The following is a 12,590-nucleotide window of genomic DNA, read 5'->3' on the forward strand; positions in this document are numbered from 1 at the left end:
CGCTCAAGTCGGAAGAGCCGGATATGCCCAGATACGCGCGGATCTCGCGTCCGTGTTCCTGCCGCGTTTCCTCACGTGTTCCGTACTCGTCCCACGCCTCAATAGAAACGGCCAGCCGGGAGGCCATCCATGAAATCAGCTCAGGAGCCACCTCAGTGTCCTCGGCCAGCGCGATTCCCGGGTGGCGCAGCAGGCACAGCTGGATGGCAAAGCCCAACCTGTTCGCGTCCCCGCGGCGTTGCCGGATCAGCGACATGTCCCCATCGCTGGGTGTGTAGTGGGCTTCAAGGTCCTCCGTCCCGGTGGGCAGTGCCAGGATCTGGCCGCGCTCGGCCACCGTGAGCAGGGAACGCAAGGCCACCTCAGATTTCCTGTGCCGCTACGTTGCCGCCCCACGGGGACACCATCTCTACCTGCAGCGGATTTACCTGCAGCGCACGGGCACCGCTCATGGTTTCGCCAGATGCCGGTAGATGGTGGGCCGGGTGACGCCGAATTCCTGGGCAATGTGCTCTACCGTGTGGGTCCGTTTCCCATCGGGGCCCTTCTCGTCATACATTTCGCGGGCCAGCCTGACTTGGCGCGGGCCGAGTTTTGGTTTCTGCCCGCCGGTCCGGCCCCGCGCACGGGCCGCGGCCAGCCCGTCACGGGTCCGTTCGGACATCAGAGCGTGTTCGAACTCGGCGATCGAGCCCAGGATCTGGAAGAACATCCGACCGATCGCTGTGGAGGTATCGATGCCCTGGTCCAGGACGACCAAATCCACACCGCGTTCCTGCAGCGTCTTGGACAACTCGATGAGGTTCTCCAGCGACCGGCCGAGCCGGTCGAGCTTGGTGACGACAAGCTGATCCCCTGCCCTGTTGGCCGAGAGCAGGGCCTTGTCCAGTTCGGGCCTGCGTGCCAGTTTCCCTGAGGCCATGTCGAGGAAGATCTGCTCGCAGCCGGCCGCAGTCAGGGCGTCGTGCTGGGCTTCGGGGTGCTGATCGCGGGTGGAGACCCGTCCGTATCCGACTCGCATCACCAAAACGTATCACCAAGGCGGGTTCCCGTTACATTGGCGCGTACACGGGAACCGTTACATATAAGACCCCGGATTTTCGCGCAGCCTCGAACGTCAGTGGGAGTGTCTCGCAAACGATCGTTACCGGTCAGTTCGGGCGATGACATCCAGGAAGTCCCGTACATGAGGCGGCGGAGCCGTCCCCGCCCAGATGGCGGTGAGCGGGCGGGTGATCTGGAGATTGTTGATCCGAACTCGGACGAGTCGGCCGGCACGGGTGTCCTCGGACACTGCGAGGGAGCTCAGCGCGCCGGGGGCGATGCCGGCCATAATCGCGCTGCGAACGCCGAGCGTGGTCGTCAGCACGGCTGCGGGCTCGGCTGCGAGTGGAAAGCCCGCCACGGCGAGGGCGTTCTCGAGCGCTCGTCGGGTGCCGCTGCCGGTCTCGCGGAGCACCAACCCAGTGGCCGCCAGTTCACGAACGGACACCTGGCGGGTCTTCGCCCACCGGTGACCGTGCTGCACAACGACTTCGATGGTGTCGTAAGCAACAGTGACTGACCGGAGGCCGGCGGGAACGACAGGGGTCTCGATGAGCCCGAGGTCTGCGGTTCCCTCGCGTATGGCCTCGACGACCGTGCTGCTGTTGGCGGCTGTGAGCTGAACGACCGGGCCGTCATCGCCGTGAGAGATGCGCCACCGGGCGATCCATTCCGGTAGGAGGTGTTCTGCGATCGTGAGGCTCGCGGCGATGCGCATCATCTTCCCGCGATCCGTGCGGAGCGAATCGACAGCATCCGAGAACTCATCGGCCGCCGTCAGCAGCGTTGTTCCCCAGCCGACAATCAGCTCGCCCGCCGGAGTCAATCGCGAACCCCGTGCAGAACGCACCAGGAGTCGCACGCGCAAATCTTTTTCCAGTTTCCGGATGCGCAGAGACACCGCCTGCTGACTCACGCCCAACTGCGTGCTTGCCGCCGACATGCTGCTTTCCTTCACGACGAGCGCCAAGGCTCGCAGTGCCTCCAAGTCCGGCCCGTTGCGCATCTTCCGCCTCCCAAGCACAAGCATAACTTGTATGGCGGACGGTATCTGCCTCTACTCGCACGAGCGGTCCGAGGAAATGATGGATGCATGACCCATGCCCAGGACGTTGCGACCGCCCGACCGGAACACACGCTGCTTGCCCGAGTCCGCGCGCTGCTGCCCGGGCTTGTCCTCTGCCTCGCCGCGGCCGGAGCATCGTACGGGGTCAGCCTGCTGCTGCCGGGAGTCAGCCCGCTCATTATCGCGATCGTGCTTGGCGTACTCCTGGCCAACGTCGTCCGGCTGCCAGCGGCAGCCTCCGACGGCATAGACTTCTCCGCGAAAAAGCTCCTGCGCGCCGGCATCGTCTTCCTCGGACTCCAACTGGTACTGACAGACATCCTCGAACTCGGAGCCCCGATGCTGGTCGTCATCGTGTGCATTGTCGCCGGCGGACTGTTTGGCACCGTTCTCCTGGGGAAGCTGCTACGGGTTCCATCCGGGCTCTCGCTGCTAATCGCCTGCGGATTCTCCATCTGCGGCGCGGCAGCCGTGGCGGGCGCGGCAGGGGTCACCGATCCGGACGACGAGGCCGAGGAAGACACCATCACCGCGGTCGCCCTCGTGGTGATCTTCGGAACGCTGATGATTCCCCTCGTCCCACTGATCACGGACCTGCTTGGCCTGGGCTCCGAGACGGCCGGGATGTGGGCAGGGGGTTCCATCCATGAAATCGCGCAAGTCGTCGCCGCTGGAGGCATCATCGGTGGCGGAGCGCTCACGGTCGCGGTCATCGTCAAACTCGCCCGAGTGCTGCTGCTCGCCCCTGTCGTGGCCATCCTTAGCATCCGGCAGCGCCGTCTCAGCCGTACGGCAGGCGAACCCGGTCAACAGATGTCGCATTCGAAGCTGCCGCCCGTCGTCCCGCTGTTCATCATCGGGTTCATCGCGATGGTGTTCGTGCGTTCCTTCATCCCTCTGCCGGGCACCGTGCTGATGGCCGGTGGGCTGCTGCAGACAGGACTGCTGGCTGCAGCGATGTTCGGACTCGGCTGCGGCGTCAAGGTTCGGAACCTCGTCAAGGTGGGCCTCAAGCCCTTCGCCCTAGCCGCACTCTCCACCGTTCTCGTCGCAACGATCGCCTACTGCGGAGTCACCTTCGCAGGCTGAACATGGCCAGCACCAGGGCGTCATTATCACCCCTGGGATGGGAACACATCAACCTCACCGGTGACTACACCTGGCCCCGCGCCAACCACATCAAACCCGGCAAATACAGGCCGCTACGGCGCCAGGCAAAACCTTAGCGTCGTATAATTCACTTTTTCACAAGCCACCCCAAGTCGAAGTCGGCGAGCCATTTCTCGCGGGGGAAGCCGGCGCTCTTGATGCGACGCAGGGTGGAGCGGCGGTCGCGGTCGTCGACCTCGGCCAGGAGGAGTTCGGCGAGGAAGCCTTGGTAGGTGAGTTGTTCCTTGGTGGCGGCCGTCACGGCGTCGTCGACGACGGCGCGGATGGTGGGCAGCCGCAGCCGGCGGCAGGCCTGGTCGATCGCGGCTTGGGCGGCTTGTTCGGTCAGGCCCTGACGCCGGCGAAGGCTCGCGGGGCGGCTGGTGCTGGTGGTGGTCATGGGGTTCCTGTCGGGGTGTGGTGGTGAGTCTCGGCGGGGGCCGGGGCGGGGTCGGGTTGGCGTCGGCGCAGGAGTTCGTCGTAGGCGGTGACGGTGGGCAGGGGTCGGGTGTCTTCGGGGAGCTGGGCGATGACCTGGTGCGGGTTGGTGGGGCGTCGGGGTGGCAGGTTCACGACCGTCCCGCCCCTGGTCTGGCTGGCTGGGGCGGGTGTGTGGCTGGTGGCGTGGCGGCGGGCTTCGACGGCGACGACGTCGGGGCTGATCGCGCCCACCGACAGGGCCGAGGTGATGCCGGCGATCACCGCGTCGGACGGGAGGGATCGGTGGAGCAGGAGCACGTCGATCAACGCTTGGGTCCCGGCCACGTCGCCGCTGGTCTTGCGGGCGGCGGCCCAGAACGCGTCGTGGGCTGCGGTGAATGCTCCGGCGGCGCGGGCCTGCGCGAGGGCGGTGGAGCCGGGGAACGCGCCGGGCTTGTGCCGCAGGACCTCGAGGTAGTGGTCCAGTTCGACCCGGGTCACGCCACGGGTGCCGAGGCGGGGGTGGGTGGCGACGACGGTGCGGCCCTCGAACACGACCACGCACGAGGCCCGAAGGGATACGCGGACGCGTTGGCCGATGAGGTGCGCGGGGACGGAGTACTTGACCATGCGGACGGTGATCAGGGCGGAGCGGTCGACGCGGGGGTGGAGGATCAGGCCGGGGTCGAAGTCGTCGGCCGGCAACGGTGCCAGGTGGTCGAGTTCGGCGTGGTGGTCCTGCCCGATCGTGTTGGCGTGGCCGGTGATGCGGCGGGTGTTGTCGTCGTGCTCGCAGGCGCGGATCTTGTCGTTGAGTTCGTCCAGGGTGGCGACTTCGGGCATGGGGGTGAGGTGGTTGCGGCGGAACCAGCCGACCTCGCCCTCGACGCCGCCTTTCTCGTGGGCGCCGTCGATGCCTGGCTGGCAGTAGAACGCGTCGAAGCCGTAGTGGGAGCGGAACAGCACCCATCGTTCGTTCTCGTCGCGTAGCCGGTCGCCGCCGTGGATGACCTGGACGACGGCGGAGGTGAGGTTGTCGTAGCGGATGTGGCGGGTGGGGATGCCGCCCAGGGCGTGGAAGGCCTCGATGTGTCCTTCGAGGAAGGCCTCCTGTCCGCCGGTCGGGTAGACGCGGTGGATGGCCTTGCCGGAGTGGGACAGGCGGTAGACGAACATGTGGCACTTGGTCTTGACGCCGTCCAGGATGACGTAGACCTCGCCGAAGTCGACCTCGGCCTCCGCGCCGGGGGCGTGGTCCTGCGGCAGCATCGCCTCCACCCGGCGCCCGGCCTCCAGATCGATCTGCGCGCGCCGGACCCGGACGTAGTCCCGCACCGGGGAGTAGGACAGGTCGGTGGCGCCGTGCTCGTCGCGCAGCCGGGCCAGGATCCTGGTCGCGGTATGGCGCTGCTTGCGCGGCGCGGTCAGGTCATAGGTGAGCATCTCGTCGATCGCCGGCTTGTACGGGTCCAGGCGCGGTGCTGTGCGGACCGGTTTCTTGCGGGGTGGGGGTTCGGCTGCGGCGAGTGCCTGGCGGACGGTGCGGCGGTGGACTCCGTGTTTGCGGGCGAGCTCGCGGATGGACAGGCCATCGACTCGCGCGTCGTGGCGGATGTCGGCGTACAGCTGCACTCGTGACCCCATCTTGGCTCCCTTGCCCTTGCGACTGGTTCCCAGTGATGGGGACCAGCGTGAAGGGGTGGGGCCAGTTCAGACCGTCAACACCCCGGCAAGTCGCACGCGGGGCCAGATCAGGCCGTCACAACGGGGCCAAACCAAGCTGTCACAACCACCCCTCTCACCCTCCATCGGCGACACGCTCAGCACCCGCACCGCCCGCACCTCACCGCTGCGAGTCTCGACGTCGACGCGCTGCCCCACGCTCAGACCCGCGCCCACCAACCGCCACACCCCACGCAGCCTGCGGAAGATCGGCCGCTGCTGCGCCAACGACGCCAACTCATCACTGCGCTCCCGAACCGCCTGGGCCGCCCGCTCCCCAGCCTCCCTGACCTCACGATCACGACGCTCAGCCGCAGCCGCCGCACTAACAGCCCGACGAGCCCGATCCGCCAAGATCAGCTCGACAACCTGCCCCGCCTTCGACGACGACGCCCACCGCACCCTGCGCTCGCGGTCCCAGTGCATCCCGAGTGCGCGTAGCTCGTCGGCGAGCTCGGTGCCGTAGGGGCCTTTGACCCGGTTGAGCTCGCGCTGAATCACCGGCTTGGACGGGACAGCCACCTTCACCTGCTTGCGGGCCCACGCGAGCGCCTTGTCAGGGTCGACTGGTGCGTCGGGGGTGTACGTGGTCTCTGCCACGAGCTGCTGCCACACCCGGTGCGGGGTCACCTTCGCGGCCAGGGCGTGGTTGTAGGCCCACCGGGCTGCACCCGCGTGCTTCGTGAAGGCCTGGGCCTGCTCAGCGGCGGGGTCGAGGACCACCTTGTGGGCGCGCAGCGTCTCGGTGATGGACATCTCACCTCCTCGACGGGCCGCGGCCGGATGTCTGCACCGTAGACGCGACCACTGACAGGCCCCTGGCGCTCATGCCGCACTCGTGGTCATGAGCGCGTGGGTGGCTGGGTCGGTGAGGGCGATCTCCTCGAGGGGGATGCCGAGGCCGCGGTAGATCGTGGCGCGGATCTGCAGGTCGTCCGGCTCGAGGCAGGCTGCGGGATCCGCCAGTCCGGGATCGGCGTTGTGCTGCTTCGGGCGGGTGTGGCAGTGGATGCACAGGCCCTCGTGGAGCTCGTGCAGGTCGCCGTAGCCGCAGTCCCGGCAGGCCAGGCCGCGGCGGATCTCACGAATCACGATCGTGATGGCAGCACGCGCAGCGGGGATGTGCCGCCCGCCTGTGGCGTCGAGATCGGCGTAGTCGGTGATGGCGCGGACCAGGACCTGCTCGGGGACACCGTCGTCCAGGTGCGTGGCGACCACGCCGGCGAGGCCGTTGCGCCACCGTCGGGCTTCCCAGTGCGTCCACTGCGGGTCGAGCTGGGACAGGACGGCTTTCACGTCGGCGCGGGCGATCGCTCCTGATCGAGGCTGACCACGACCCTTCTTCGGCCGGGTGCGGCCGGTCGCGCGTAGCGCGGTACTGAGGTGACGTGACGCGCTACGCGCGAAGGATGGGGTTTCGGGGGGTAGAGGAGAAGCGGGGGTAAGAGTCTGTGCCCGCATTTCCTCGCCGGTTGACCCCGTATTTTCTCCAGCCACCCCGGCCTCCGCGGTACCACTGGGTGCGCTGCCCGTGATTCCGGCAGGGTCATTGATGGGGCCTGGGCCGGCTGCGGCTGGCCGTTCTTTCGGGGTCGGCCGGCCGCGTAGGAGCAGCCACTCCCGGCGGGTCCCGTGCACTGTCACGAACCCCAGCTGCGCCAGGAGGCGGACGTGGTTCCAGACCGAGTCGGCGCTGATCCCGATCCGGGCCGCGATCTCCGCGCAGGCGTCTCGGGTGCGCCCCGCCCATCCCAGAGCCTGGTCCAGGTGCAGCCAGGTGCGCAGCACGGTGGGTGAGCACTCCCCCGCCCGTAGCGCGTCCAGCAGCTCGTACGGGACGACGTCGAATCGCTCCTGCGACCTCGCGGTAGCGGTGACCCGGAGCCGATACTCCAGCTTGGCCTTCGGGAAGGGCCTCGAGGTCGCCAGGATCCCCAGCTTGACCAGTGCCGCGGTGGCGCGCGTGAGGCAGTCGGGGCGACGTCCAGGCCGGCCCAGTGCCGTCATGAGCGCCGCCTGGCCGACCCGCGCGATGCCATTGTTCGAGCACCGCGCCACGAGTGCGTACTGTGCCAGCGCCAGCGCGGGCAGGGGCGCGTCACGCACACGCCGAGGCACGCGGACCCCACGAGCTGCTGTCCTCGGCGTGTCCCCCACACCCGGTGGGAGGGCGCGTTTCCCCAGGTCAGAGGGGGTTTGATTCATCGAAATTTCAGGTGTTTCAGGGTAGGCGAAGCCACCCCGAGGTGCTACTCTCATGATTGAGACCTCGGATACGAAGAGTCACCCTGATCGGCACTCCGGCTAAGAAGGCAGTCAGGTGGGTCTGGTATTCGGCTAGCAGTACGGCGTCAGATAGGCACTGACTCCCAAGAGGCCCTCTCCGTTGGCGCGGAGGGGGCCTTTGCTAGGTCTAGGACGCCTCTGCCAGGCGCAGTTCGCCCTCCTTGCTGATCGTCGCGGCTTGCTGCTCCCCTGCAGCCTCAGGGGACGGGAAGCCCGCGGCCTCACGGAAGAGGCCCCGGAAGTACTCGGAGTAGGCCAGGTCGAGCTCCCGGCAGCGGTGGTCGATCTGGTCTGCCAGGGGGCGGTCGACGCGCAGCGTCTTGGTGTACTGCTGCTCGCCAACGCGCACGCTGGTGCGTCGGGGGTCCATTGGGAGATAGGGGACCGTGCGCCGCAGATCGTCGACAGTGACGGCAGTGGGGAGAGGTGCCTCCACCTCGGCGAGGTACTGGCCGTGGTAGTCGTGCACCTGGGCGAGCAGCAGCACGAGGTAGCTGGACAGTGAGAGGTGGACGGCATCAGCCTGGAGCTGCAAGGCGGCCAGCAGATCGGGCTCGAAGCGCGTGACGAACTGACGGAGGTCGCGGTTGAGGCGCGGCCTACCAGGGCTGCGCCGGCGAGCTGCTGAATAACCCATGCGGGGATCCTGGCAGTGTGAATGCGATTAACGCGCACACCTGACGCCGCGTGTCGGCGGATTTTTTGATTCATGGGTCAACTTCCTCCTTGAGGGTCTCTACCTCCGGAGTAAGCCGGTCGCCGTGCCCAGGTGTGACATCGCCTCGTGAAGAAATTTCAGGGGCCTGACCTGCGGGAATGTTGAGATGGCAGCACTGCATAGCCTCGTGGCGTGTGCCTCGAGGCCATGCAGTCAGGGCCAGCTAGTGGCCCTTCACCAAGACCTGGTACTCCCCGATGTCGACGGGCGCCGTGCTGGTGGTGGTGAGGTCCTGAGTGTCGGTGACCGACCCGGTGAACGTGACGGTCCAGTGCAGGGTGGAGGTGAGGGTGTAGGAGCCGGCCTTGAGCCACTTGCTGCCGCAGTCCGGGGACTCTGCCCAGCCCTTGCTCTGGTCGTATGGCGTGCCGGGGCCGCTGCAGGTGATGCTGGTGCCGTCGCCGAGCTCCCACGTCACCGAGGTCGGTGTGGCGGTGGCGGTGACCGAGTCGGTGCCGGCTGTTGCGGTGGCGGACTGAGGCGTCCAGTCCCCCTGGGGGACCCAGAACCAGGCGGGGACGCCGACGGCTCCCTTGCAGTCCGCTCCGGAGCATGGCGCTGACTGGATGTGCGGCTCGGTCAGGGTCAGGTCGTCCATGGCCATTTGACGCAGCTGCTCGGGAGAGATCTGGGGGACGACGGGGCCAGCCGCCGGAGCTGGACCGGCCGCTCGAGCCGGAGCAGCCGGTCCGCACCCAGACAGGTCAGCCCAGAACGCAGCGCATGGATCCACGCTTGAGACCTGCGTGTTCCAGGCGATCCCTGGCGCTATGAGCTGGCCGGGGGTCAGTGCCGGGACGCCGCCCGATGCTGGGCGCGGGCTCAAGCGGGCCGGGTTGGCGGCAGGGCCACCTCGAGGCGCGGTCACGCGGGGTGCGGCCGCGCGGCCCCCGCTTCGGGGCGCGGACTTGACGGGCATCTCCGCGACGACGGTGCAGATCATCTGCCCCCCCATCTCGTGGCAATTGCCCTGTCCGCGGATCGGCGGAGCTGCGATAGGTGAGAGCGCCAGCACGACGGTGCTCGCGGCGGCTAGGCCGGTCAGCATGGCCCATCGCTCTGTACGGAGTTGACCTGCCAGGTCTTCTCACCGTCAGGGCTCGTGAGCTGCACGAGGACCGCCTTGCGCTTCTGCCCCTTCGGGATCGGATTGCCCTTGTCGTCGGCCGTGACGTCCTTGCCGTTCTTGTCGATCAGGCGAGGATCGCCTGTCGAGCAGACGCGCATGGTGGTGACGACAGAGGGTCTAGTCGTGTACTCCACGGGCGTGATCGAGACAGTCTTGGTCTCGGGGTTCACGACGCGGATCCCGGCGTCTGCGAGCGCTTTACGGTCGCTGTTCTGCTTCGCGATGTGGTCCGGGGTCATGAAGCTCCCGGAGACGGGTCCAGAGGTCGGAATCTTGATCCACTGGTCGATGGATTTGCGGGCGCCGGCGTAGGCCTGCTGGGTGGGGTCGGGGGTGGGCGTGGATGTGGTGGTGGCGGTGATCGTGGCGGTCGTGCTGGTCGTCTTCTCGGCGGCGACGCCGTTGGTGCAGCCGGTGGTGAACCCCGCGGCCAGGGCGAGGCCTGCGAGGGCGGCGGTGGCGCGTGTGGTGGTGGTCATGGGGCCTTCCTATGCGTGGACGTGGGTGGGCTGCTTGGCGAGGACGGTGGCGATGAGGTCGCGGGTGTCATCTTCGAGGTCGCCGGTGACGTCGTCGAGATGCTGGTGCATCTGGTCGATGGTGGTGGTGAGGCGGGTGGGGTTGCCGGACTGGTAGGCGGCGGTGATCTTGTCGCGCCAGAGTGCTTCGCTGACGGGCTCGACGGCGAGTCCTTTGCTGGCGGCCCAGTCGGCGGTGCGGGAGTCGCCTGCGTTGAGGGCGCGGGTGGCGAGCTCGTGGGCGATGTCGGCGATGGTGTTGATCATCTCGGCCTGGTCGGCCATGGCCCATAGGTAGCGGGAGGGGTCGACGCCGGACAGGGGTTGGCCGTCGACGAGGCGCAATGCGGCTTCGAGCATCACGGACGCGGTGGTGGAGATGTCGGTGCCGATCATGTCGCGCACGAGCCACCAGTCGACGCAGGTGGTCGGGTCGAGGGCGTACCCGATGGCGGGGACGAGGCCGACGTAGGGGCGGCCGTCGGGGTTCTCGCCGAGATAGGTGCGGGCCTGGCGCATATAGCCATTGCGCTTTTCTCCGAGCTTGCCGCCGTCGGTGCGCTCTCCGGGGAAGATTGCGGCGTTGAAGGCCTCCACGCTGCGGCCGGGGTGGAGTGCGAGGTAGGCGACGAGCTCGGCGATGCGGGCGGGGCTGCGTGGCTTGGTGCCGGGCGCGTTGAGGATCGCGACGGGCCCCAGGAGCCTGACGATGGGGGCGTCGTCGGGCAGGGCTGGGACCGTGATCTGGGGGGCGGGGTCGATGTTGGCGGGCAGCGTCGAGGCGGGCTCGTCGACGGAGATGTCGGTAGCGGGGGCCGCGTCCTCGTCGGTGTTGGCCGGGCTGGCGGTGAGGTCCACGGCGTCGTGCGTGGGCGCGTCGTCGGGCTCGAGACGGTGCAGGGCGGTGGTGAGCTCGGTGATGATCTGGGACAGGTCGCCGGCTTGGCTCGTGTCCTGCTGCTCCCGGGCAGCTGGATCGGTCGCCTTCATGGGCTTCGTGCGGGTGTGGGTCTCGGCGCGGTCGTCGTCCTCCAGGCTGACCACGCTGTCGAGGACCCCGGTGGAGGGCCACGCGGGGATAGAGGTCGGCAGGTAGGCGGCCTGGGCGACGGCCTTGGCGGTGAGGTCGTCGTCCTCGGGGTCGCCCTCGAGGGGGTAGAGCTCGCTATGGGTGGGCAGGTCCTCGACCGGGAGGGTGTCGGTGAGGGTCTCGGTCCATGCGGGGCCGGGCACCGGCTCGCCGTCGGCCTGGTCGAACAGGTCGAGGTGGGCGCGGTAGGCGTCGAGCGGCAGGTGCTGAAGGGTGACACTGATGTCGGCGGGGTCGATCACGCCGGTGACGTCGTCGCCGTCGCGGGTCAGGTGCACGCACCAGTCGCCGAGCGGCGTCATGCCGGTGGTGATGGTGGCCACGGCCACGCGGGGCACGGTGGCCAGGATCTCCTCGAGCTGCTCGCGCTCGTGGGCGGCGAGCTGGGTGCCGATGAGCAGCACGTGCGGTGACCAGACGTCCTCGACGTCGCCGGCGACTCGGGCCTGTGTCGGGCCGTGCAGCTCGCGATCGGTCATGGCCTGGCGGGTGATGTCGCTGGAGTAGGTGAGTGCGGTGAGGATGTCAGCGACGGTGTCGACATAGGAGGCGCGGTCGCTGCCGAGCGCGTGCGCGAGCTCGGGGAGTATGCCGACGAGGGTGATGCGGGAGTCGTCGGTCCAGGTGCTCGTGATCAGCTCGATCGCCAGAGCAGTGAGGACCTCGTGGCAGTCGGTGGGGTCACCGGCGATGCCCAGGGAGCCGAGCTCCTCGACGTTCAGCAGCAGGTGGGCGTCGCCCTCGTCGACGCCGAGGCTGATCAGGGCCGGGTAGGGCGCGGGGATCGTGGCCGCGTCCTGCGCGGACAGCAGCACATCGAGGTGTCGGCGGTCCAGGGTCCACGTGCCGGGATCCTCGGGGGCGCTGCTGAAGGGCGTCGGCAGCGCCGTGTCGGCATCGGTGAGGTACAGCTCGAGCGCGTCGGCGCTGATGCGGGCAGCGCGCAGGCCCGGCATCGGGGCCCCGACCTCACGGGCGTGCATCGCCAAGGTCCGCAGCGCACGGTCGAGGTGGTCCGCCGACAGCGGGTCCGCAGCCGCGCGCAACTGCGCCTCGGCGAGCGCTGCCGGTCCGGTGGGGGTGGGGGTGCGCTTGCCGGGGCGGCGGTGGCGGCCGTAGCCGTCGCGGCGTCGTCGTAGGGCTGCGATGAGGCCAGCGGCGGCGAGGGCGCTGAGTCCGGTGGTGGTGAAGACGGTGCGGTGGGTGCCGTCGTCGGTGGCGCGTGGGGTGTGCTGCGGTGGGGTGGTGGGTGTGTGGGTGGGTGGGGCGAAGGCACCGGTGGGTTGGCGGGACATGGTGTCGGTGTGGGTGGCGGCCGTGGTGGGGGCCGTGGTGGTCCGCGCGGCGGTGGTGGGGGCCTGGTGGGGTGCGGCGTGGGTCGGGGGGTGGGTGGGGGCGGCCCCCGCTCTCGTGGGGGGGGGGGGGGGCGTCGGTGGTCGGGCGGAGGG

At 68.6% G+C, this 12,590-nt stretch carries 11 protein-coding genes and 1 pseudogene; 1 reads left to right on the forward strand and 11 read right to left on the reverse strand.

Annotated features, from left to right (window positions below; genetic code table 11):
* The 3 genes from B4E97_RS07450 to B4E97_RS07460 all read right to left on the reverse strand — a co-directional run.
* Positions 1-361, reverse strand: a 361-nt coding sequence (locus B4E97_RS07450; protein ID WP_286959266.1) for a DUF4158 domain-containing protein, incomplete at its 3' end; no start/stop codon positions are given.
* Between the two features lie 87 nt (positions 362-448).
* Positions 449-1,021, reverse strand: coding sequence for a recombinase family protein (locus tag B4E97_RS07455; protein WP_029212121.1), 573 nt, complete (start codon positions 1,019-1,021; stop codon positions 449-451).
* Between the two features lie 123 nt (positions 1,022-1,144).
* The gene (locus B4E97_RS07460) at positions 1,145-2,050 is read right to left on the reverse strand and encodes a LysR family transcriptional regulator (protein WP_016996892.1); all 906 of its coding nucleotides are present in this window, start codon (positions 2,048-2,050) and stop codon (positions 1,145-1,147) included.
* Positions 2,051-2,137: 87 nt separating this feature from the next.
* Between B4E97_RS07460 and B4E97_RS07465 the strand changes: the two genes are divergently transcribed.
* A complete protein-coding gene (locus B4E97_RS07465) occupies positions 2,138-3,199 on the forward strand; it encodes a YeiH family protein (protein ID WP_029212122.1) in 1,062 nt (353 codons plus the stop codon).
* Positions 3,200-3,371: 172 nt separating this feature from the next.
* Here the strand turns inward: B4E97_RS07465 and B4E97_RS07470 are convergent.
* From B4E97_RS07470 to B4E97_RS07505, 8 genes and pseudogenes are all read right to left on the reverse strand, one after another.
* A pseudogene (locus B4E97_RS07470) lies at positions 3,372-3,659 on the reverse strand (ATP-binding protein); the annotation flags it as partial.
* Positions 3,656-5,323, reverse strand: a complete 1,668-nt coding sequence (istA, locus tag B4E97_RS07475) for an IS21 family transposase (RefSeq protein WP_286959273.1) — start codon at positions 5,321-5,323, stop codon at positions 3,656-3,658. The pseudogene B4E97_RS07470 and the gene istA, both read right to left, overlap by 4 nt.
* A 66-nt stretch (positions 5,324-5,389) precedes the next feature.
* The gene (locus tag B4E97_RS07480) at positions 5,390-6,157 is read right to left on the reverse strand and encodes a helix-turn-helix domain-containing protein (RefSeq protein WP_286959275.1); all 768 of its coding nucleotides are present in this window, start codon (positions 6,155-6,157) and stop codon (positions 5,390-5,392) included.
* A gap of 69 nt (positions 6,158-6,226) precedes the next feature.
* Positions 6,227-6,697 carry a hypothetical protein gene (locus B4E97_RS07485; RefSeq protein WP_286959277.1) on the reverse strand — a complete coding sequence of 157 codons (471 nt, stop codon included), beginning with the start codon at positions 6,695-6,697 and terminating at the stop codon, positions 6,227-6,229.
* A 1,117-nt stretch (positions 6,698-7,814) separates the two neighbouring features.
* A complete protein-coding gene (locus tag B4E97_RS07490) occupies positions 7,815-8,324 on the reverse strand; it encodes a hypothetical protein (RefSeq protein ID WP_286959279.1) in 510 nt (169 codons plus the stop codon).
* Positions 8,325-8,568: 244 nt separating this feature from the next.
* Complete coding sequence (locus tag B4E97_RS07495) at positions 8,569-9,003, reverse strand: hypothetical protein (protein ID WP_286959281.1); 435 nt, start codon at positions 9,001-9,003, stop codon at positions 8,569-8,571.
* Positions 9,004-9,446: 443 nt separating this feature from the next.
* Positions 9,447-10,013, reverse strand: coding sequence for a hypothetical protein (locus B4E97_RS07500; RefSeq protein ID WP_286959282.1), 567 nt, complete (start codon positions 10,011-10,013; stop codon positions 9,447-9,449).
* Between the two features lie 9 nt (positions 10,014-10,022).
* Complete coding sequence (locus B4E97_RS07505) at positions 10,023-12,437, reverse strand: hypothetical protein (protein WP_286959284.1); 2,415 nt, start codon at positions 12,435-12,437, stop codon at positions 10,023-10,025.
* Between the last annotated feature and the right edge of the window lie 153 nt (positions 12,438-12,590).

Source organism: Arsenicicoccus sp. UBA7492, assembly GCF_002479615.1.
Taxonomy (GTDB): Bacteria; Actinomycetota; Actinomycetes; order Actinomycetales; family Dermatophilaceae; genus Arsenicicoccus; species Arsenicicoccus bolidensis.

Excerpts from the sequence above, each read along its gene's own strand:
- B4E97_RS07490 (WP_286959279.1), bottom strand. The coding sequence starts at position 8,324 with ATGGGTTATTCAGCAGCTCGCCGGCGCAGCCCTGGTAGGCCGCGCCTC.
- B4E97_RS07500 (WP_286959282.1), bottom strand. The coding sequence starts at position 10,013 with ATGACCACCACCACACGCGCCACCGCCGCCCTCGCAGGCCTCGCCCTG.
- B4E97_RS07455 (WP_029212121.1), bottom strand. The coding sequence starts at position 1,021 with ATGCGAGTCGGATACGGACGGGTCTCCACCCGCGATCAGCACCCCGAA.
- B4E97_RS07495 (WP_286959281.1), bottom strand. The coding sequence starts at position 9,003 with ATGGACGACCTGACCCTGACCGAGCCGCACATCCAGTCAGCGCCATGC.
- istA (WP_286959273.1), bottom strand. The coding sequence starts at position 5,323 with ATGGGGTCACGAGTGCAGCTGTACGCCGACATCCGCCACGACGCGCGA.
- B4E97_RS07460 (WP_016996892.1), bottom strand. The coding sequence starts at position 2,050 with ATGCGCAACGGGCCGGACTTGGAGGCACTGCGAGCCTTGGCGCTCGTC.
- B4E97_RS07480 (WP_286959275.1), bottom strand. The coding sequence starts at position 6,157 with ATGTCCATCACCGAGACGCTGCGCGCCCACAAGGTGGTCCTCGACCCC.
- B4E97_RS07465 (WP_029212122.1), top strand. The coding sequence starts at position 2,138 with ATGACCCATGCCCAGGACGTTGCGACCGCCCGACCGGAACACACGCTG.
- B4E97_RS07505 (WP_286959284.1), bottom strand. The coding sequence starts at position 12,437 with ATGTCCCGCCAACCCACCGGTGCCTTCGCCCCACCCACCCACACACCC.